18 protein-coding genes are annotated in these 19,430 nt (G+C 70.5%); 12 read left to right on the forward strand and 6 right to left on the reverse strand.

Annotation, left to right across the window (positions count from 1 at the left end; genetic code table 11):
* Window positions 1–34 precede the first annotated feature (34 nt).
* Window positions 35–2,041 carry a S8 family serine peptidase gene (locus tag AC16DP_RS22075; RefSeq protein ID WP_329730691.1) on the forward strand — a complete coding sequence of 669 codons (2,007 nt, stop codon included), beginning with the start codon at window positions 35–37 and terminating at the stop codon, window positions 2,039–2,041.
* An 85-nt stretch (window positions 2,042–2,126) separates the two neighbouring features.
* Here the strand turns inward: AC16DP_RS22075 and AC16DP_RS22080 are convergent, their stop codons facing one another.
* The 4 genes from AC16DP_RS22080 to AC16DP_RS22095 form a co-directional block, all read right to left on the reverse strand.
* Window positions 2,127–2,573, reverse strand: coding sequence for an SMI1/KNR4 family protein (locus AC16DP_RS22080; RefSeq protein WP_329730690.1), 447 nt, complete (start codon window positions 2,571–2,573; stop codon window positions 2,127–2,129).
* A 204-nt stretch (window positions 2,574–2,777) separates the two neighbouring features.
* The gene (locus AC16DP_RS22085; RefSeq protein ID WP_329730689.1) at window positions 2,778–4,655 is read right to left on the reverse strand and encodes an ABC transporter permease subunit; all 1,878 of its coding nucleotides are present in this window, start codon (window positions 4,653–4,655) and stop codon (window positions 2,778–2,780) included.
* On the reverse strand, window positions 4,652–6,508 hold the full coding sequence (locus AC16DP_RS22090) for a hypothetical protein (RefSeq protein ID WP_329730688.1): 1,857 nt from the start codon (window positions 6,506–6,508) through the stop codon (window positions 4,652–4,654). Before AC16DP_RS22090 ends, AC16DP_RS22085 begins: the two co-directional genes overlap by 4 nt.
* On the reverse strand, window positions 6,505–7,449 hold the full coding sequence (locus tag AC16DP_RS22095; RefSeq protein WP_329730687.1) for an ABC transporter ATP-binding protein: 945 nt from the start codon (window positions 7,447–7,449) through the stop codon (window positions 6,505–6,507). Before AC16DP_RS22095 ends, AC16DP_RS22090 begins: the two co-directional genes overlap by 4 nt.
* A gap of 21 nt (window positions 7,450–7,470) precedes the next feature.
* Here AC16DP_RS22095 and AC16DP_RS22100 point away from each other — a divergent pair, with 21 nt between their 5' ends.
* Entirely contained in the window at window positions 7,471–7,998 is a 528-nt protein-coding gene (locus tag AC16DP_RS22100; protein WP_329730686.1) for a YkgJ family cysteine cluster protein, read from the forward strand.
* On the opposite strand, the gene AC16DP_RS22105 is transcribed toward AC16DP_RS22100, so the two are convergent.
* Window positions 7,982–8,401, reverse strand: a complete 420-nt coding sequence (locus AC16DP_RS22105; protein WP_329730685.1) for a CBS domain-containing protein — start codon at window positions 8,399–8,401, stop codon at window positions 7,982–7,984. The two genes, AC16DP_RS22100 and AC16DP_RS22105, sit on opposite strands and share 17 nt — an antisense overlap.
* Window positions 8,402–8,487: 86 nt before the next feature.
* A complete protein-coding gene (locus tag AC16DP_RS22110) occupies window positions 8,488–9,456 on the reverse strand; it encodes an RNA polymerase factor sigma-32 (RefSeq protein WP_329730684.1) in 969 nt (322 codons plus the stop codon).
* Window positions 9,457–9,799: 343 nt separating this feature from the next.
* Here AC16DP_RS22110 and AC16DP_RS22115 point away from each other — a divergent pair, with 343 nt between their 5' ends.
* Genes AC16DP_RS22115 through AC16DP_RS22160 form a run of 10 tightly spaced genes read left to right on the forward strand, consistent with a single transcriptional unit; the run spans window position 9,800 to window position 19,425 of the window.
* Window positions 9,800–10,276, forward strand: a complete 477-nt coding sequence (locus tag AC16DP_RS22115; RefSeq protein WP_329730683.1) for a hypothetical protein — start codon at window positions 9,800–9,802, stop codon at window positions 10,274–10,276.
* Window positions 10,273–10,941, forward strand: a complete 669-nt coding sequence (locus tag AC16DP_RS22120; protein WP_329730682.1) for a hypothetical protein — start codon at window positions 10,273–10,275, stop codon at window positions 10,939–10,941. The genes AC16DP_RS22115 and AC16DP_RS22120 overlap by 4 nt, the downstream gene beginning before the upstream one ends.
* Window positions 10,938–11,276, forward strand: coding sequence for a hypothetical protein (locus AC16DP_RS22125; RefSeq protein WP_329730681.1), 339 nt, complete (start codon window positions 10,938–10,940; stop codon window positions 11,274–11,276). The genes AC16DP_RS22120 and AC16DP_RS22125 overlap by 4 nt, the downstream gene beginning before the upstream one ends.
* Window positions 11,269–11,982, forward strand: a complete 714-nt coding sequence (locus AC16DP_RS22130; protein WP_329730680.1) for a hypothetical protein — start codon at window positions 11,269–11,271, stop codon at window positions 11,980–11,982. Before AC16DP_RS22125 ends, AC16DP_RS22130 begins: the two co-directional genes overlap by 8 nt.
* The gene (locus AC16DP_RS22135) at window positions 11,979–14,627 is read left to right on the forward strand and encodes a DUF6884 domain-containing protein (RefSeq protein ID WP_329730679.1); all 2,649 of its coding nucleotides are present in this window, start codon (window positions 11,979–11,981) and stop codon (window positions 14,625–14,627) included. The genes AC16DP_RS22130 and AC16DP_RS22135 overlap by 4 nt, the downstream gene beginning before the upstream one ends.
* Before the next feature lie 14 nt (window positions 14,628–14,641).
* Entirely contained in the window at window positions 14,642–16,138 is a 1,497-nt protein-coding gene (locus AC16DP_RS22140; RefSeq protein ID WP_329730678.1) for a DNA cytosine methyltransferase, read from the forward strand.
* A complete protein-coding gene (locus AC16DP_RS22145; RefSeq protein ID WP_329730677.1) occupies window positions 16,135–17,430 on the forward strand; it encodes a DNA adenine methylase in 1,296 nt (431 codons plus the stop codon). The genes AC16DP_RS22140 and AC16DP_RS22145 overlap by 4 nt, the downstream gene beginning before the upstream one ends.
* On the forward strand, window positions 17,427–18,518 hold the full coding sequence (locus AC16DP_RS22150; protein ID WP_329730676.1) for a DnaA N-terminal domain-containing protein: 1,092 nt from the start codon (window positions 17,427–17,429) through the stop codon (window positions 18,516–18,518). The genes AC16DP_RS22145 and AC16DP_RS22150 overlap by 4 nt, the downstream gene beginning before the upstream one ends.
* Window positions 18,515–18,913 carry a hypothetical protein gene (locus AC16DP_RS22155; protein ID WP_329730675.1) on the forward strand — a complete coding sequence of 133 codons (399 nt, stop codon included), beginning with the start codon at window positions 18,515–18,517 and terminating at the stop codon, window positions 18,911–18,913. Before AC16DP_RS22150 ends, AC16DP_RS22155 begins: the two co-directional genes overlap by 4 nt.
* On the forward strand, window positions 18,910–19,425 hold the full coding sequence (locus tag AC16DP_RS22160) for a RusA family crossover junction endodeoxyribonuclease (RefSeq protein WP_329730674.1): 516 nt from the start codon (window positions 18,910–18,912) through the stop codon (window positions 19,423–19,425). The genes AC16DP_RS22155 and AC16DP_RS22160 overlap by 4 nt, the downstream gene beginning before the upstream one ends.
* The last annotated feature ends 5 nt before the right edge of the window (window positions 19,426–19,430 follow it).

Below are 19,430 nucleotides of genomic sequence, written 5' to 3' on the forward strand. Positions count from 1 at the left end.
CACCCGTAGTCCTCGACCCCCCCGGAGGCCGTTCATGAAGCTGAAGCTGAGCCGTGCGCTGTTCACCTGCTCCCTGCTGAGCGTGGCCGCCTGCGGTGGCCCGCTGCCCGAGGAGGAGGGAGTCCTCCCGTCGAAGGAGGTGGGGCAGATGGCGCAGCTCCTGCGCAAGCCGAAGGCCATTCCGGGCGAGTACATCGTCGTGCTGCGCGAGGACGTGAAGGACGTGGCGCTGCGCGGTTCCTCGGACGTGGCGCGCGAGCTGGTGGCGGCGCGTGGCGGCCAGGTGCTGCACACGTACGAGCGGGCGCTCAAGGGCTTCTGGGTGAAGATGTCCGAGGCCCAGGTGCGCGAGCTGCTGGAGGATCCGCGGGTGGCCTACGTCGAGGAGAACGGCGTGGTGTCGGCGTCGGCCACGCAGACGAGCGCGACGTGGGGCATCGATCGCATCGATCAGCGCAACCTGCCGCGTGACTCGACGTACAACTACAACTTCGATGGCACGGGCGTGCACGCGTACATCCTCGACACGGGCATGCGGCTGACGCACTCGCAGTTCACCGGGCGCGTGGGCAACGGCTTCGATTCCATCACCGCGGGCGGCACGGCGTCGGACTGCCACGGCCACGGCACGCACGTGGCGGGGACGGTGGGCGGCACCACCTGGGGCGTGGCGAAGAAGGTGACGCTGCACCCGGTGCGCGTGCTGGACTGCACGGGTTACGGCTCCGACGCCCAGGTCATCGCAGGCGTGGACTGGGTGGCGGCCAACCACGTCAAGCCGGCCGTGGCCAACATGAGCCTCGGTGGAGACCCGTCCCCGGCGCTGGATGAGGCGGTGGAGCGGATGATCGCCGCGGGCGTGGTGACGGCCGTCGCCGCGGGCAACGACAGCGGCAACGCCTGCAGCTACTCGCCGTCCCGCACACCCAACGCGCTCACCGTGGGCTCCACCACGAGCAGTGATGCGCGCTCGTCCTTCTCCAACTACGGCACCTGCCTGGACATCTTCGGGCCGGGCTCGAGCATCACCTCGGCCTCGTACTCCAGCGACACGGGCAGCACCTCCATGAGCGGCACGTCCATGGCCTCGCCGCACGTGGCGGGCGTGGCGGCCCTGTACCTGCAGGCCAACCCCTCGTCCACCCCGGCCCAGACGATGTCGGCGCTCACCACCAACGCCACCCCGAACAAGGTGACCAGCCCGGGAACGGGCTCGCCGAACCTGCTGCTCTACAGCATGTTCGTCACCGGGGGTGGCGGCGGCGGGGACACCACGGCGCCGAGCACCTCCATCACCGCTCCGGCGGGCGGCGCCACGGTGAGCGGCACCACCACTGTCAGCGCGAATGCCTCGGACGACGTGGGCGTGAGCCGGGTGGAGTTCTACCTGGGCAGCAGCCTGCTCGGCAGCGACACCACGGCCCCGTACAGCTTCGACTGGAACACCACGGGCGTGGCCAACGGTGGGTACGTGCTGAGCACCAAGGCGTATGACGCCGCAGGCAACGTGGGCAGCTCGTCCACGGTGTCCGTCACCGTGAGCAACGGCACGGGCAGCTGCTCCCTCTCCGAGCAGCTCCTGGCCAACCCCGGCTTCGAGGGCGGCAACGTGAGCTGGACGGCGAGCACGGGCGTCATCGACGGCACCACGTCGGGCAGCGCGGCGCTCACGGGCAGCTACAAGGCGTGGCTGGGCGGTGCCGGCACCACCCGCACCGAGTACGTGTACCAGGATGTGACCATCCCCTCCACGGCGTGCAGCGCCTCGCTGAGCTTCTGGGTGAAGATCACCACCTCCGAGACGACCACCACCACGGCCTACGACAAGCTGGCGGTGCAGGTGCGCAACAGCGCGGGCACGGTGCTGGCGACCCTGGCCACCTACAGCAACCTGAACAAGTCGACGGGCTACGTGCAGAAGACGTTGGACCTGAGCGCGTACAAGGGCCAGAGCATCCGCGTGTACTTCAACGGCACGGAGGACTCGTCGCTGGCCACGAGCTTCTTCCTCGATGACACCGCGGTGAGCATCACGCGGTAATCGCTCGAGACAGGGGTTGGAATTCCCGGCGGCGCGGGGGCGGCAACGAGGCCCCCGCGCCGTTTTCATGTGCGGTCCGTGCTGCTCAATCGCGCAGCTCGTGCAGCCCCGTCAGGAATTCGCGGAAGTTGTTGGCGATGAGGTAGACCTCCATCTCCGTCGTGACGAGGACGATCCTGGGCTGCCCAGGTGGTACTTCGCGATAGTCAAAGCAGATGCTTTCTCCTCCCGGGGTCATTCCGAAAGGGAAGATGCCCGATGGTACGTAGGGTTTGATGATGCTGTACCTGGTGGGGATGGCATACCCTTCCTTGGACTCTTCCAGGGAAAGGGTCAGCAGACAGGTGAAAGCATTGTCACTCTCCCCGATGTCGAAAACGTTGGGGGTGGGACGCATGCCCTGGTGCTGGGGCGCGAGCTGCTTGTACTCCTCGGGCAACTGAACGCCCCAGGCCGCTTCGAGTTCCGCGATTTCAGCAGGCGCTGCAGGGTGGGATTCCTTCCAGACATAGGGTTCCCAGCGGATGTTCATTTCGAGGTTCCTCTCCCAGGCGAGGGCTGGCGGTATCCTCCACCCCAGATGGCCATGCCACCCGTATGCGGATTGGCAAGACGGTGTGCGCCTTCGCGAATGAGCTGCAATAAGATTTGAGGGGCGTTCCCCCACTGACGGGAGGGCCCAGCCCTTACTCTTGTTTAGCGCTCTGAGTCCTTGGCTCGTGTATTCAAGCGAACCTCACTCCACCCGCACCATCGTCCACGGCTCGTAGAGCACCTGTCCCCGAGGAGTCCTGAGCCCGAGCTGATACCAGAGCCGGCCCTCCGAGATGTTCGCCGGCGTTCGCCAGTGCGGGCCCGTTCCGAGGTAGGGCCCGTCGAACGTGTGGCGGTTGGACGTCTCGTTCGAACGGAAGCGGCAGACCACCTCCCAGTCATCGGGCACCGGTCCGTCCACGATGGCCCGGATGCCCACCCGCCCTGAATCACGCTCCACGGCTCCTCGCGGGCGCGGCAGCGAGTCGATGACCTCGCGGCGCAGCTCCACCTGCTCGTCCAGGTACGCGAAGAAGTCGTCGAACACCTGCGACAGGTCGATGCCCGCCGTCTGGAACGCGTCCTGCCACGCCAGCGCGCCCTCCAGTCCCTCGGGGGCGTCCTTCCTCCCGAGCGCGGAGATGACGCGCGCCGGGGCTCCGTCCCCATGCCGCCGCACCAGCACCTCGATGAAGGCCCTGCCCAGCGGGTACACCTGATTCTCGTCCCGCTCGGCCGCGAGCTTCTCGTAGTCCAGCAGCTCCTCCGTCTTCACCTCCCGCCGCGCCCGCGCCGCCGCGGCGATGAGCTGGAACTCCTCCTCCGCGCCGGGAGGGTAGAAGAGCCGGTACTCCACATAGCTGGCCAATCCCTCGCTGAGCAGCTTCAGGGCCGACAGGCGCGGGGCCGCGTCCACCCCCGCGATGCGCTGGGCGAGCACGTGCGTCGTCTCGTGTCCGAGCACCGCGAGCCCTTCCTCGGCATCCGAGAGCCCGGCGAGGTTCATCCGCAGCGTGTTCCAGTAGGCCGTGCCCGACGTGTGCCTCGCGCTCCCGTTGAGGTCCGCGCGGATGATGTCTCCCGCCTCCACTCCGAGGAAGGTCCGCGTCTTCTCGAAGACGCCATCCGCTCCATCCAGCAGCGGCTCGGCCCGCTTGCGCAGGCTCGCGGGGTAGCTGAACTGGTAATGCCCGGTCGCCGCCTGCGCGGTGGCCATGGTGGGGAACTCCACCCGGGGGCCCTTGTCACCGCTGTCCTGCTTCGTGTCGTCGCTCGCGGACCACCGGCCGAAGAGCCAGACGAACAGGCCCACGGTGGCCACCGTGGCCAGCGTCCCCAGCCACGAGCCCTGCATCCGCCGCTGGACGGCGGCGGTGAGCCGCTCGCCCCACCCGAGGAACTGCGCCAGGGCCAGGCCTAGCAGCACGCAGGCCACCGAGAGCTGGAGGCGCAGGGCCTCCACGGGCCAGCGCCACGTGGTGCCCTCGAATCGCGGCGCCGTGAAGCGGAGCGGGTTGAGCACGGCCAGCCACGGCTCGCGCTCCTCGAGGACCGACTGGGTCAGCATCAGCACCGCCAGCACCGTCCAGCACAGCCGCCGCAATGGCGCCAGCGCCAGGGCCAGCGCCAGCACCGTGAAGGCCTGTGCCACCCGCAGCACGGCGGCCACCGCCATCATGTCCAGGTGCAGGCCCGGCTCCAGCGAGGTGCTGGACACGAGCTGGTGGAAGATCATCCACAGCATCGTCCCCAGCGGGAACACCAGCACGGTGGCGAGCGCGACGAGCAGCTTCACCCAGAAGAGCGTCCAGCGGGACGTGGGCAGCGCGTCGAGGAACTCCAGCGTGCGGTCATCCTGCTCGCGCACCAGCAGGCCGCAGCCCAGCGCGAAGGCGAGGATGAACGTCATCATGGACAGGTCGCCGCCCGGTCTGAACCGGTCGAAGGTGTCCGCGTAGGGCGAGAACCCCAGGGGCTCGGTCCACAGGTCCGACACCACGTCGAGCGCGATGAAGAAGAGCGCGAGCCACAGGAACGGCCGCTGGTCTCGCACCTCCTTGGCCACGAGCGGGCGGATCATCGGATCTCCTTCCTTTCCGCGAGCAGGCGGATGGGGCACCCGAGCGTCTCGGACTCCACCTGCACCACGAAGAGCCACCGGTCTCCTCGCGCGAGCCCCAGCGGAAGCCGCGTCCCGCTCGCCGAGGGCACCGTGTCCTGCCGGGAGAGCTCGTGCGCGGCCACCTCGTTCTCGAAGGGCTCGAGCTTGTGGTGGAGCAGCGCGTACCGGGTGGGAAGCGTCTGGCCTCGAGCCGCCTGCAGCGTGTGCTCCAGCCGGAAGGTCTCCTCCGACTCCGCCACCAGCGACAACGAGGGCGTCATCCCCGCCACCCACTCCAGCTCCTTCGCGTGGGCCTCGCGGTCCTCACGGAGGGCCTCGGACCAGCGTTGCAGCAATTCCTCCTCGGAGAATCCGCCCTGCTCACGCAGCAGCGAGGCCAGCCGGGGCTCGGTCCAGAAGCCCCACAAGCCCGTGCCGGGGGGCCGCGCCAGGGTGTGCCGCATCAGCGCCTGGAAGGAGGCCTCCCCGAGCCGCGTGTGCAGCGCCTGGATTCCCCGGGCCGCCAGCGCTCCCGACAGGCACGGCCCGAGGCGCTCGCGCGTGCTCAACCAGCTCCGGGCGTCGAAGCCCTCCCGCGAGGCTACCGCGGCCCTCGCCGGCAGCCGCTGCTCCTGCCCGCTCCGGTGCGCCCACCACGTGGTGAAGCCATCGAGCAGCCACTGCCGCTCCTCCCGCAGCACCACGCCCTCGCTGAGGTGGATGAGCACCTCGCGGAAGAGGAAGGCCTCGAAGGCCCGCTCATCGAAGTCCGGAGCCGAGAGGTTCGCCCGCACCACGACGCCATCGGCCTTCTCGAGCTTCGCACGCTGGAACACGTCCGCGTCGAGCTCGCGGATGGGCAGCACCGCCACGGCCGGAAGCCGCTCGAGCCCGAGGTAGTCGCTCAGCGCGAGCAGCTCCCGCGCGAGCCGCTCCGACAGCGCCCGGGCCCGCTCCCGTGGGAAGCCCACCCCGGAAGCCACCTGGAGGGCCGACTCCTTCACGCGCGTCTGCTCCGCATCGCGCAGGGAGAAGGGCTCCCGGTGCTTCGCCTTGCCGAGCAGGGTGCTCGCCGTCATGAACCCGGTGACGAGGCACGCGATGAACACCTTCTCCCGGTGGCTCATCTTCTGGGAGAACAGCTCGGTCAGCGTTCCATCCCGGTAGAGGACCAGCCCGAAGCAGAGCGCCACCACCCCCGCCATGAGGGCCCAGCACGGCAGCAGGTGCTCCCAGGGGATGCGCTGGCGCTCGAAGGCGAAGTCATTGCCGAGCAGCGCGAAGGGCCCCGACTCGAAGAGCTCGAACTCGGTGAGCTGGTCCAGCGTGACGGCGGCGAGGAACAGGAAGATGTAGAGGGGGTTGCGGTAGCGGCCGAGCAGCCCGGCGAGCGCGAAGGAGCTCCAGCCCAGCAGCACCGGGGTGGCCGCGCGAAGGGAGAGCAGCAGGAGGAAGCGGGCGGTGACGTCCTCGTGGGCGCGGGCCCTGCTCCACAGGTAGAGGAGGAACGCCGCGAGCGGGAGCAGCAGCACGGCCGCCCCGAGCACCAGCTTGGTGGCGAGGATGCGCGGGCGCGAGAGCGGAAGCGCCTCGAGGAAGAGCTGGGTCCGCTGGCCGTACTCGCGCACCACCAGCCGGTGCCCCACGAAGAGGGCGCCCACGGTGGAGAGGAAGACGGCGGGCACCTGGAGCAGCGCGAACAGGCTGCCCTTGTCCTCGATGTCCTTCTGCGCCACGAGCAGCAGGAACAGCACGGCCCCGAGGAGGAGGTTGAGGAGGAGCCACGCGATCCGGTGCTCGCGCCACTCCTTGAGGAGGAGGGCCCGGCTCATGACTCGTCCGACCGCCGCGCGTAGGCGAGGAAGATGTTCTCCAGGGACAGCGTCTCCACCGCCTCCGGAGCGAAGGGCGCGGTGGCCCACTCCCCGGGAGTCCCGAAGAGCACCAGCGTCAGGCGCCCATCCGGCAGGCGCTCGCGCCTCACGAGCGACAGGCCCTGCGGGAGCGGCTCCGGTGCGCTCTCCACCCCCACGCGCCGGACGGACTGGCGGAGCGTGTCGAGGCTGCCCTGGAAGCGCAGCCGGCCCTCGTGGAGGATGCCGATGCGGTGCGCCACCTCCTCCACCTCGCCAACGAGGTGCGAGGAGAAGAGCGCGGTCTGCCCCTCGCGCCGGACCTGGTCGCGGAGGATGTCGAGGAACTCGCGCCGCGCGACCGGATCCAACCCGGCGGTGGGCTCGTCGAGGATGAGCAGCGGCGGGCGGTGGGAGAGCGCGAGCGCCAGTCCCAGCTTCATCCGCGTGCCGCCGGAGAGCTGCGCGGACTTGCGGTCCTTCGGCACGTCCAGCACGTGGAGCAGCTGCTGGAAGCGCGCGTCGTCCCAGTGCGGGTAGAAGCCGGAGACGAAGCGCCCCAGCTCGAGCGCCGTCATCCACGGGTAGAAGACCTGCTCCTGCGACACGTAGCCGAGGTGCTGTTTCTGGGCCGCGCCCACCCGGCGGACCTTCTGGCCCATCAGCTCGATGTCGCCCGAGTCCGGACGGAGGATGCCCATCAGCATCCGCAGCGTGGTCGTCTTGCCCGCGCCGTTGCGGCCGAGGAAGCCGTACACCTCGCCCCGCCGCAGCTCCAGGTCCACCCCGTTCACCGCCTTCACGTCGAGGAAGGCGCGGGTGAGGCCCCGGGTGCGGAGGATGACCTCCGGCTCTGGCAGGGGCGCCGGGGGCGGCGCTTCGGGAGGCGGGTGGGGCAGCGGCTCGACAAGCTCGGACATGGGGCGGCAGTCTATGCGCTCATGGAGCCACTCACCGAAGCGCAACGCAAGACACTGGAAGACCTCTACCGGCGCATCGACGAGCGCGTGGCGCCCATCACCGGGGCGCATGCCTGGTGGCCCTGCCGGAAGGGGTGCGACCACTGCTGCCGTCACCTGGCGGCGCCGTTGCCCGTCACCCGGCTGGAGTGGACGTACCTCTGGGAGGGCTTCCAGGCCCTGCCTCCCGAGGTGCGCGCCGAGGTCCGGGCCCGCGTGGCCGGGCTGAAGGGCACGCGGCGGCCCTATACCTGCCCCTTCCTGGATCGCGAGTCCGGTGGCTGCCGGGTGTACGCGCACCGGCCCATGGCCTGCCGGACGTATGGCTTCTACGTGAGCCGGGACAAGGGCAACTGGTGCCACTTCATCCTCGAGCTGCTGGAGAAGCACGGGGACGGGGACATCCTCTGGGGCAACCAGGATGCCATGGAGGACACCCTGGCCCGGCTGAGCGGAGAGACCCTGTCCCTCTTCGACTGGTTCGACGCCGCGCCTACTGAGGGGTGTTGAGCTCGCGGAGCACCTCTCCGGCGTGACGCGCCTCGCCGGGTATCGTGGCCAGGTCGTCCAGGCTGATGAGGCCCACCGGCTTCTTGTACGCGTCGAGCACCACCAGGCGCCGCACCGCCTTCTCCTCCATCAGGTGCTCGGCCTCGGAGATCGGGGCGTCCGCGTCGCAGGTGATGACGGCATGGGTCATCGCCTCGCGCACCGGCGTCCGGTTCGGGTCCTTGCCCGCGGCCGTCGCGCGCACGGTGATGTCCCGGTCCGTCAGCATTCCCACCATCTGCTCTCCGTCCATGACGGGCAGCGCTCCGATGCCGTACGAGCGCATCCGCTCGGCCGCTTCGCGGAGGGTGTCATCCGCCTCGATGGTCTCCAGGCTCTTCGTCATCAGCTCGCCGATGCGCATCTGCCGCCTCCTCGGGGCGCTCCGCGTCCCCATGTGTTCCCCGATGCTCACATGCAATTCCTCCGCCACGGGTGGGAAGGCCCGGCTCAGGCCGGTGCGTGCTGGCTGGAGCCTGCTTCCGCGCCCAGCCAGGTGAAGTCCGGCATGTGCTCGTGCAGGTACTCCCGCATGCTCGAGATGAGTCCGGCCTCCACCTGGCGCGCCCGCTCGCGGCTGACCCGGAAGTGCTGTCCGATGGTCTGCAGCGTCTCGGGCTCCTCGGCCAGGAGCCGGTGCTCCAGGATGTAGCGCTCGCGCTCGTCGTGCAGCGCGTGGGCGAAGTCGTGGACCTTCCCCTGGAACCAGTGGGTGAGCTCCCGCCGCCCGAGCTCCTCGTCCACGTCCGGCGCTCCCGAGGGCAGGGCACGGCTTGGCGTGGGGCGGCCCGAGTCGTCCTCGGGCGAGGCCGCGTCCAGCCGCAGCTCGTCCTGGCGCAGCCGTTGATCCATCTCGACCACGTCCTCCTCGGGGACGCCCAGCCGGGCGGCCAGCAGCCGGGGGCTCACCTCCTGCCCCGAGGCGAGCAGGCGGCCCTCCTCCTGCCTCATCCGGAAGAACAGCTTGCGCTGCACGTCCGTGGTCCCGAGCTTCACCAGCCGCCAGTTCTCCATGATGAAGCGCAGCAGGTAGGCGCGGATCCACCAGGCCGCGTAGGTGCACAGCCGCACGCCGCGCTCCGGCTCGAAGCGCTCCACGGCGATGACGAGGCCCAGGTTGCCCTCCTGGACGAGGTCCATGAGGAGCAGGGGAGGGCGGTGGTGCTCGCGGGCCAGCTTCAACACCAGCCGCAGGTTCGAGGCCACCAGCCGGGCCTGGGACTTGGGATCGTGGTGCTCGCGGAAGTGCCGGGCGAGCGCCGCCTCCTCCTCGCGGGACAGGAGGGGATGCCGCCGCACCTCGGCCAGCCACGTGTCGAGCAGCGCGCGATCATCGGGCGTCAGCGCCGCGCGGTGGCCGCGGGACTGCTTCGATGACCGCGCCAGCCGGGCGGGGCGGAAGTGGGGGACCGGAAGCATGTGGGGACCTCGCGGCGGATCACAGACGATCTGGGACCGGTGCCGCCGTGATGCAGCAAGCGTGCGAGGTGGTGGCCGTCCGGAGAGGCGCCGGGCTGCCCGCAAATCCTGCATGCGTGCGGGCGGCCGGGTGCAGAAGGTGCGGGGGCCGGTGTCACGCCCTCAGCCCTCACCTCCGCTGGGGCCCGCGTCCTTCTCCGCGCCGCGCCGCAGGCCCAGGGCCTTCATCTTCTTGAAGAAGGACCGGGGTGGTTCGTGCGTTTGCAGCAGTGGCGCCGAGTTGCAAGGTGTTGGTTTCGCTGGGGTGAGCGGCGAGGCGGAACCTCACCGGGTTGCGTCGGGTGTGTCGCCGGTTGTTGCCGGTGAGCACACGGCGAGCACACGGGAGACCTACTGGCATGGTGGCGTGCCGGGGCTGAAGGTCGGCGACTACGTCCTCCCGCCGAGCATCACGCGGACGCGCTTCATCCTCTCCGCGTATGAGGACGGGGCGACGAGCCGGCCCGGGTACCAGCCCACCCGGGTGTACGTGGCCTCCGAGTACGTCGGTGCGGAGGTGTTCGCCGCCATGTACCCGGGTGGAGGTTGGGTGTACCGCGTGGTGCCCGAAGGCCAGTTCGAGCACGACCCGGACGTCATCGCGCTCGGCAGGTCCTGGGCGTGCGAGCGAGCCCGCGTCGTCGATGTGGTGCCGCTCAGTCCGGACACCATCGAAGGCATCCTTGATTCCGTCATCCGCGAGCTGACGAGCCCGCAGGACCTGCGCGCGCCCACGCAGAACGTGCGCGCGCCCCGGGGCGGGAAGGGCGGTGCGGCATGACCACCCTCGAGTATCCCGAGTGGAAGGACTGGCAGACGACGTGCCGCGTCTGCGAGCGGGTGAAGTGCCCGAAGCCGGAGGCCGTGGGCGAGTGGCTGGCCGAGCTCGTCAAGCAGCTCCATGAGATGGTGCGTCCGGATCTGGGCGAGCACCGGCACTGGCGTCGTCAGGTGGCGTTCTACGAGTCGCTCCTCCAGTGCTCCACGGTGACGTGGTCCTGGGCGCTCCGTGGTGTCTGCCCGGACTGCATCAAGTACGAGGACCCGGAGAAGGCGGCCTATCTCGACTGCCCGGAGCGCGTGGACTTCGACGCCTCCGTCCGCTGGTCCTGTCTCTCCCCGGACTTCACGGCGGTGGGGTTGGTGAGGGCGGTCACCCCAGACGGGCTGGTGCGCGTGCCCGCCGTGTGGCGCGCCCGAGGGCTCTCGGTGCACCCCGGCGTCGACTTCTGGCCCCCCGGGCCCTACTGGTGCATCACCCAGGACCGGACCGGCCGGCGCGTGACGAGGGTGCAGGAGCAGGACGAGGCCATCGCCCTGGCCGAACTGCTCGCCGAGGTGGCCGACTGGGAGTCGCTGGACGTCGCGGCTATCGAGGCCGACAAGGCCTTGCATGAGCGCGTGCGCCACGTCGTTGGCGTGCTGAAGGTGGGAGGTGCGGCATGAACACCTGCCCTCTGCCTTCCTCCGACATCGAGGACCTCGCCGACGCGCTGGACCGCGAGCAGCGCGACCACGAGCGGATGCGTCAGGCATTGATGGAGGTCACCCGCGAACTGGAGCGGCTCCGCCCCATGGAGTTGGCCGCGCGCGCTGTCCTCGGGGTGTGCGACAGCGTCACCACCGGTGCCCAGACGGAGGAGCGGCTGCAGCAACTCGGCCTGACGCTCGACGCCCTCCGGGCCACGCTCGCCGCTCCGCCCGAGGCCTTCACCGCCCAGCACGCGCTGGAGCCCGAGATGCCGGGTCTGCCCAGCGGAGAGGACGTGGACCATGGCTGAGCCTCGCGAGCGGCCCATCCTGTTCTCCGGGCCCATGGTGAGGGCCATTCTCCATGGCCGGAAGACGCAGACCCGGCGCGTGGTGAAGCCGCAGCCCCCAAGCATGGAGGCTGTGCGGTCACTGTCCGGCGACGGCTTCAGTCCGCACCTCATGAGGGATGGCACCTGGACCGTTGCCGGTCCCGTATGGGCGGTCCGCAAGCTGCTCGGCACCGAGCCTCGGTGGCGCTGCCCCTACGGCCGGCCCGGGGACCGGCTGTGGGTGCGCGAGTCGTGGGGGGTGCTCGGCAACATCCGGGAAGCGTCTGCCGAAGATCAGTTTACGGCACACGTTGAGTATTCGGCCGACCTCGCCAAGCGGACCATGACGGTCCACATGGACCAGTGGCGGGGATCCTATGAGCGGCGCGGGAAGTGGCGTCCCTCCATCCACATGCCCCGGTGGGCCTCGAGAATCACGCTGGAGGTGACGGGCGTGCGCGTCGAGCGCCTGCACGACATCTCCGAGGCAGATGCACAGGCGGAGGGTGTCGTCTGCGAGAACCTCGGCCTGCGCGGAGACGTGTGCCGCATCGTCACGCCGAGCCAGCACTGGAAGTACCACTTCCAAAACCTGTGGGCGTCCATCAACACCCTGGAGTCATGGCGCGCCAACCCCTGGGTGTGGGTGGTGGAGTTCCGCCGGGTGGAGGTCGCCAACCCATGACCAGCGACCCGCGCCGCTATGCCCTGGTGGGCTGTGGAAAGGAGAAGCTGGACCGGGCCGCCCCGGCGCGGGACCTCTACACGGGGCCGCTCTTCCGGGCCGCGCTTGAGGTGGCCGAGGCTGAGTTCGGCGCCGACGTCTGGATTCTCAGCGCCAAGTACGGGCTGACCGACCTGGACGAGGTGTTGGAGCCGTACGACCTTCACCTCGATGACCTCACGGGCGACGAGTTGCTCGACTGGGGGCGCGATGTCATCCGCAACCTCACGGACGATGACCTGGGCACCCCGGCGCACCTCACCGTGTACGCGGGCGCGGCCTACGTGAACGCTCTTCGCGCGCACCTGCCTGCTTCCTGGGTCGTGGCCGCCCCGATGGAGGGACTCGGCCAGGGCCATCGCCTGGCGTGGCTGAAGGCCCGTCGAGCCGCGCTCACCGCCACCCCGGCCGCCGCGAACTCGGCGGCTCCATCCCCTTCCGCGGGGCCCTGTGCCTCGCCCTTGGAGCTTCGGATGTCGAACGCAATCCCTACCATGTTGACCCACGCGCAGCGGGGCGAGGCCTTCACTGCGGCCCTGGCGCTCGAGGACGGCCTGAAGGAACTGGAGGACCTCAAGGCCCGGCTGCTCGCCGAGTTGGAGGCCATGGCCGACGCCATGCGCCAGAAGCACGCGCGGTTGATGCGCGCGGCTACCACGGGGGTGAGCCCCGAAGCGCCCGAGCAGCAGTCCCTGCCGCTCGCCGACGCCTCCCCGGTGTCTCCGGTGCAGACCACCGCGACGGCCTCCGCTGACGAGGACGAGCCGCCTCCTTCGTCTCCCAGCGGGAAGAGCCGCTCCCGCTCGCGCAAGGGTGCACCGGAGGAGAAGGGAACGAAGCGCGCCGCGGCGAACTCGGCCCGGACCGCCTCGAGCGCCCAAGCCAACGCCAGCCCGGGGGCGGAGGTGGACGACTCCGTGCCGGCTCCTCGCGTGCCGTGCTGCGAGTGCGGTGACTCGGTGGCGGACCATAAGGACGGCACGGGCCGGTGCCTCCGTGTGAGGGGGATGAGCAAGTGCAAGTGCAAGCGCTTCACCCCCGCGGCTGTCGAGCTCGGGGGGTGGCCGGGGTGGAAGGTGCGCCCCCACAAGGGCAGCCTGAGCACCGGGCGGGGCGGAGAGCAGGGGTGCACCATCGTGGCGACGTGGCAAGGCGGAGAGTCGGAGACCCCTCCGGTGTGGTGGGTGCCGGGTTACGGCCTGGCCTTCCAGGACGGTGAGGCGGTGAACTGCGTCTACAGCTACCTGGGTGAGAGCGCCACCACGCTGACGTACGAGAAGGACACGCGCTGGAACTGGGTGCCCAGGCCGGTGCTGCGCGCGGTGGCCGAGTACCTGGGAGCGACGTGGCCCGAGAAGCAGGAGGCGTCTGCCGAGCCTTCGCCCGCCGCCGAGCCCACGGAGGAACTGCCGCGCATGGAGACCACGCCGGACCACCCGTGCGAGTGCGACGGGTGCGGCAGCACCTTCAAGGCCTCGGAGTTCCAGCCGGTGGGTGAGGGGGAGAGCAGGGGCTTCTACTGCGCGCCCTGCAAGGCGGAGGTGGACGACTTCGACAGCGCCAAGCCGGACGCCAAGGATTCCCTGGACGACAAGCTGCGCCGTGCGGAGAGCCAGCGCAAGGCGCCGCTCCCGGCCCCCGACTGGACGAAGGCGCTCGACAAGACGGCGCTGCTCGACTTCCTTGAAGGGCCACGCCGTTCCTCCATGGAGTACCTCGACGAGCTCGAGGTGACAGGCACCAACAGTTCCTGCGATGGGTGTGGAGAGGGAGCGATCAGCGATCCTCCTACCCGGGCCCGGCTGTCCTTCACGCGGCGGCACCGGCCCCAGGGCGGGACGACGTGGGAGGCGGAGAAGGACCCCAAGGCCGGCGCCGTCATGTTCAGCCGGTGGAAGTGCCAGCGCTGCACTGAGGCGCTCCTCCCCACCACCAAGGCGTCAAAGACGCGCCGCTCGAAGGGCACTCCGAAGGAGGCTCCAGCACCGGCCCTCCCCGCCTCCGAGCCCGTGACTGCACCGGCGGCCCCGGTCACGTGGCGCGTCGAGCTGCCGGAGCGCAATGAGGGACACACCATCATTCGCCTCTGGCTTGTGAACGACGCCACCGGCGAGCGCAAGCCGGCCACTTGGTGGAGCGGGGTGTCCTCGCTGCGTCGAAGCCACCACCTCTCCGGCAAACTGGAGGGCGAGCAGCTCGCGGCCCACATGGAGTTGGAGTCCTGGTGGGCGGACAACGCGGACAGCGTGGTGAAGCCGCTCGCCGAGGACTGTCGCGAGGGCCGGGTGCCGGGACTGAAGGTGTACGAGCCCGAGACGCTCGGCGCCGGGCCGCACATCTACGCCCTCTCCAATTGCCGGACGCTTGAGGCATGGGAGGGGGAGGGGGAGAAGGCAGAGCCTCACGTTGACTTCGTCTCGCCCACCGCGCGCGGCGACGTGCAGCTCCGGGTTGGACCCTTCGTGCTGAGCCCTGACGGGCACCTGACGACGGCCGACACCGAGGCCTTGGACTGGTCTGCCGAGAACGAGGGCGTGGTGGCGGAGGCGGAGGACTTCATCAGGCGGGGCTTCATCTTCGAGCTGCGCCAGGAGGTGGTGGCGTGAGGATCGCGGCGCACATGAAGCCGATCGCCGTGGTGCTCTTCGCGGGCGGCGGTGGCGCAGACACGGGCATCGAGGCCGCGCTGGGCAGGCCCGTGGACGAGGCCGCCAACCACAACGCCGTCGCCATGGCCGTCCACAGGGCCAACCACCCGCGCACGCGGCACCATGTCGCGAACGTCTGGGAGGTGGACCCGCGCACGGTGGCTGCCGGGCGGCCGGTGGGCTTGCTGTGGGCGAGTCCCGACTGCACCCACTTCAGCAAGGCGAAGGGTGCCAAGCCCCGCGAGCAGGGCATCCGCTCCCTCGCGTGGGTCGTCCGCGACTGGGCCCGGGACGTGGGCCCGGACGTCATCATGCTGGAGAACGTGGGGGAGTTCGTGGACTGGGGGCCGCTGTACGAGGTGGGCCACGTCGCGCCGGACGGCCGCGTGCTGCAGGAGGGTGACAGGCTGATCGGCACGCCCATCCCCGAGCGCAAGGGGGAGACGTTCCGGGAGTTCGTGAGCGAGTTCGGAGGCCTGGGGTACTCGGTGGCTTGGCGGCTGCTCAATGCCTGTCACTACGGCGCGCCCACCAGTCGAGTGCGCCTCTTCCTGGTGGCGCGGAAGGATGGGCAGCCCATCACCTGGCCCGAGCCCACGCACGGCCCGGGCCGCGCCCACCCCTACCGGACGGCGGCGCAGTGCATCGACTGGTCCATTCCGTGCCCATCCATCTTCGAGCGGAAGCGGCCCCTGGCCGAGAAGACGATGTGGCGCATCGCCGAGGGCATCCGCAAGTACGTCCTGGAGAACCCCCGGCCGTTCGTCGTCGGCGTAGGTGGGCGAGCTGGTCAGTCGTCCGCGACTCCCGTTGACGCACCGGTGGGCACCATCACCGCGAAGAACGACAGGGCCCTCTGCGTGCCCACCCTCATCCAGACGGGGTATGGCGAGCGGAAGGGCCAGGAAGCGAGAACGCTGGACCTGCACACCCCACTCGGCACGGTGGTGGCCGGGGGCTGCAAGCACGGGCTCGTGGCCGCCTTCCTGGCGAAGCACTACGGGGACAGGGGGCAGCGGCCCGGGATCCCCATGACCGAGCCGATGTCGACCGTCACCGCGACGGACCACCACGCGCTGGCCACCGCCACGCTCGGGGTGCCGGGCTCGGCGGGGGGCTCGGACCGCACCACCGAGGTGCGTGCCTTCCTGACAACGTACTACGGCGAGGGCTCGGTGGGGCAGCGGGTGGACCGGCCCCTGCGCACCATCACCGCCAAGGCCCGGCTGGGACTCGTGACGGTGGAGGGGGTGGACTACCAGATCACCGACATCGGCATGCGCATGCTGGAGCCCCACGAACTCCTCCGGGCGCAGTTCGGCCGCTTCGCGGACGCCTACGACATGATCGCCGCCCGCTCGAAGGCCGAGAAGGTGCGCCTCATTGGCAACAGCGTCTGCCCCGAGGTGGCCGAGGCGCTGGTGCGCGCCAACCTGGGCGAGCGGATGCCCGCGCGGGAGGCTGCGTGAGCGCGCTCCGAGCTCCATTCCCCTGGTTCGGTGGCAAGTCCCGGGCGGCCCCTCTCGTCTGGCAGGCCTTCGGGGACGTGGCCAACTACGTGGAGCCCTTCGCCGGCAGCCTCGCGGTGCTGCTCGCCCGGCCCACGCCTCCGCGGGTGGAGACCGTCAACGACAAGGATTGCTACCTCGCCAACTTCTGGCGGGCCGTCCAGGCCTCGCCGGACGAGGTGGCCTACTGGGCGGACAGCCCTGTCAACGAGGCGGACCTGCACGCGACTCACCGATGGCTCATCAACGGGGAGGACGAGGCGGCGCGTCTGCGCAAGGCGTCGAACGTGGCGCTGCAGGCCCTCACCTCGGGGGACGTGGCGGCGGCTCAAGCGGCGCTCCGTGCCGGCCAACTCGAAGGGCGCCCGCTGGGTGCAGCGCTGCGCGAGCGACTGCGCAAGGATGAGAGTTACTTCGACGCCGAGGTAGCCGGGCGCTGGGTGTGGGGAATCAGCCAGTGGATCGGCTCGGGCTGGTGCGCTCAGCCCGCGTGGGAGGAGCAGGACGCCGCCGGCGCCGAGAAGACGTGCGGCATCCACACCGCCGAGTACGAGAAGCGCCCCGCACTCGACAAGCCCGGCCGGGGCGTGCACCAGCTCGCGGCGCGGGAGACGGGCACGTACCGCGAGGGCACCTTCTCCTACGACTGGAACGTGTCGCTCGCGAACTCGGTGAACTGGACTGGAGGTTTCCGAAAGGGGAGTTCACAAGGGGTGCACGCCAGGTGCTTCAGACCCCGGCAGCAGATGCCGATGCTCCGCGGCGACAGCGGGGCCGCCGGGGCCGGAGTACACGCCTCAGGCAAGAAGGGAACCATCCTCGAGTGGATGCAGGCCCTGGCCGCCCGGCTCCGCTACGTCCGCGTCTGCTGCGGGGACTGGAAGCGGGTGCTGACGCCGTCCGTCACCGAGGCGATCGGCACCACCGCCGTCTTCCTGGATCCGCCGTACAGCGCGGCCGCTGGCCGGGACCCGAGCATCTACGCGGAAGAGGACCTCGACGTCGCCCACGCGGTGCGCGAGTGGGCCCTCGCCAACGGGGACAACCCCAAGCTGCGGATCGCCCTGTGCGGCTACGAGGGCGAGCACGCCATGCCGGGCAGCTGGCGGTGCGTGGCGTGGAAGGCCCCGGGGGGGTACGCGGCGAGCGCCGGCAACAAGGCCAACGCCCAGCGTGAGCGCATCTGGCTCTCCCCTCACTGCCAGCCGGCTCGACAGTCGGACCTCTTCAGCTTCGCGGGGGCCACACCATGACGTGCGCCAGCATGCCCCAGGAGGTGCTGGAGCTCCGTGCCCAGCTCGAGCTGGAGCGGCTCGCCCGGGCCCGGGTCGAGGCGAAGCTCGAGGGCTTTCGGGAGGCCGTCGCCCTCTTCCTGTCCGGGCGCCAGGTGGAGGCCCCCGCCCCCCGTCACGCCCCGTCACGCCCCGAGCAGCGTGACAGCGTGACAGCCAGCGTGACACCCCCCACCGGGAAGGAGCGGGAACAGGCGCTCGCCACAGTGAGAAAGCAGAATGAGAGGGCGCGGAAGCGCAGCGTGACAGGCCAGCGTGACAGCGTGACACCCAGCGTGACACGGAGGAAGGAAGAGAAGAATAGAAGTATAGAAACCCTCCTCCCTCCTCCTCCCTCCAGCGCGGAGGCCCGAGGGACGCTGGTGCTCGTCACGGCGAACGCGCGTGACTCCCAGCGCGAGAAGCCGCGAGAGCACCGCACCCCGGACACCCTCCCGCCCGAGGTGCAGGCGCTGCGCAACGGGTGGAACGAGCTCGCCGCGCCCCATGGCTTCGCCCCCTGGGGGGAGCGCACCTCGGCGAAGCTGCTGCGGGACGCCCTCACCGCCCTGGAGCGCCGGCCGCTCGAGGAGTGGTTCAAGGCCTTCGCCCTGGTGCCGCGCTCCAACGTGTGCCGCGGCGAGCTCTCCAGCGGCCAGCGGGCCACGGTGGTGAAGCTGCTCGTGGGCACCACCCGGGACGGGTACACCTGGGCCGAGAAGCTGCTGGGCGGGGAGTGGACGATTGACCCGGAGCCCCGGGGCGAGCAGCCCCTGCCCGGGACTCCGGCCGCCGAGAGCTCCGCCCCGGCCGAGGACACCCCCGCGGCGGGCGCCTGGCGGCAGATGCTCGAGGCCCTGCGCGCGGACGGCAAGCACTACGCGCTCAACTGGCTGGCGAAGCTGCGCGCGCGGGGCGTGGACGAGGGGGTGCTGGTGCTGGAGTGCACGGACCGCTTCCACGTGGACTGGCTGAGCGACCACTACGGCGGGCTGCTCGGGCGCATGGCCGAGATTCAGGGACTCTCCGGCGTGCGCTTCGTCAGCCCGGACGGGGAGGGCGCGCCATGAGCACCGGCCGCAAGCGCCGCCCGGCGGACACCAGCTCTCGACGGGCAGAGCAGGCGGCGTTGCCACTCGCCCCTCCTGCCGAGCCCACCTCCCAGCCGGCCGCACCACAGGCCCGCGCCGAGCTGCCCGCGGCGCCTCGCCCCGTGCCGAAACGTCAGCCGGAGGCACCCCAGCGCCCTGCCGCCGGGGGCTGGGAGGTGCTCTGGGTGCGGTGCGAGGAATGCGGCCGGGGCCGCCACGTGGACGCGGCCGGCCGGCACGGCGCCATGCCCGTGCGGCAGGTGACGCTCGAGGGCCACCCCACCTGGCCCCGGTGTCAGCACGCCGTGCCGTACTGGGAGAACTGCCGCGGTGCCCCGGTGGCCCCGCCCTGCTGCCTGGAGTCCACGCCATGAGCTGCCCCCTGCCGAAGTCCATCCGCCTCACCCTGCCGTACCCCCCGAGCGCCAACACGTACTGGAAGCCCGCCCCGGGCCGCGGGCTGGTGCCCTCGGACGAGGCCCGCAGGTACAAGGCCGCCGTCGAGCTGATCGCCCGGCGCGAGGGCGTGCTGCCCCTCACGGGCCCCGTCCGCGTCACCCTCCGGGTGTACCGCCCGCGCCGGGTGGGAGACCTGGACAACACGCGCAAGGTGCTGCTCGACGCCCTGCAGGGCTGGGGCTTCCTCGATGACGGCCAGGTGTCCGAGGACCACGGGTACCGGCTGGACGACGACCCCAAGCACCCCCGCGTGGAGGTGCTGCTCGAGGGCGAGGCCTTCGCCACCGCCGCCGAGGCCGAGTCCCACCGCCGCGCGCGCGCCGAGCGCAGCGCCCGGGCCCGGCGGACCCGCAACGCCAACCGCCTGTTGAAATACCGCAAGCAATTGCGTCTCTCGCCCTCCACCCACTCACCGAGGAAGCCATGACAGTC

Source organism: Archangium sp. (assembly GCF_057119385.1).

Excerpts from the sequence above, each read along its gene's own strand:
- AC16DP_RS22075 (WP_329730691.1), top strand. The coding sequence starts at position 35 with ATGAAGCTGAAGCTGAGCCGTGCGCTGTTCACCTGCTCCCTGCTGAGC.
- AC16DP_RS22080 (WP_329730690.1), bottom strand. The coding sequence starts at position 2,573 with ATGAACATCCGCTGGGAACCCTATGTCTGGAAGGAATCCCACCCTGCA.
- AC16DP_RS22085 (WP_329730689.1), bottom strand. The coding sequence starts at position 4,655 with ATGATCCGCCCGCTCGTGGCCAAGGAGGTGCGAGACCAGCGGCCGTTC.
- AC16DP_RS22090 (WP_329730688.1), bottom strand. The coding sequence starts at position 6,508 with ATGAGCCGGGCCCTCCTCCTCAAGGAGTGGCGCGAGCACCGGATCGCG.
- AC16DP_RS22095 (WP_329730687.1), bottom strand. The coding sequence starts at position 7,449 with ATGTCCGAGCTTGTCGAGCCGCTGCCCCACCCGCCTCCCGAAGCGCCG.
- AC16DP_RS22100 (WP_329730686.1), top strand. The coding sequence starts at position 7,471 with ATGGAGCCACTCACCGAAGCGCAACGCAAGACACTGGAAGACCTCTAC.
- AC16DP_RS22105 (WP_329730685.1), bottom strand. The coding sequence starts at position 8,401 with ATGCGCATCGGCGAGCTGATGACGAAGAGCCTGGAGACCATCGAGGCG.
- AC16DP_RS22110 (WP_329730684.1), bottom strand. The coding sequence starts at position 9,456 with ATGCTTCCGGTCCCCCACTTCCGCCCCGCCCGGCTGGCGCGGTCATCG.
- AC16DP_RS22120 (WP_329730682.1), top strand. The coding sequence starts at position 10,273 with ATGACCACCCTCGAGTATCCCGAGTGGAAGGACTGGCAGACGACGTGC.
- AC16DP_RS22125 (WP_329730681.1), top strand. The coding sequence starts at position 10,938 with ATGAACACCTGCCCTCTGCCTTCCTCCGACATCGAGGACCTCGCCGAC.
- AC16DP_RS22130 (WP_329730680.1), top strand. The coding sequence starts at position 11,269 with ATGGCTGAGCCTCGCGAGCGGCCCATCCTGTTCTCCGGGCCCATGGTG.
- AC16DP_RS22135 (WP_329730679.1), top strand. The coding sequence starts at position 11,979 with ATGACCAGCGACCCGCGCCGCTATGCCCTGGTGGGCTGTGGAAAGGAG.
- AC16DP_RS22140 (WP_329730678.1), top strand. The coding sequence starts at position 14,642 with ATGAAGCCGATCGCCGTGGTGCTCTTCGCGGGCGGCGGTGGCGCAGAC.
- AC16DP_RS22150 (WP_329730676.1), top strand. The coding sequence starts at position 17,427 with ATGACGTGCGCCAGCATGCCCCAGGAGGTGCTGGAGCTCCGTGCCCAG.
- AC16DP_RS22155 (WP_329730675.1), top strand. The coding sequence starts at position 18,515 with ATGAGCACCGGCCGCAAGCGCCGCCCGGCGGACACCAGCTCTCGACGG.
- AC16DP_RS22160 (WP_329730674.1), top strand. The coding sequence starts at position 18,910 with ATGAGCTGCCCCCTGCCGAAGTCCATCCGCCTCACCCTGCCGTACCCC.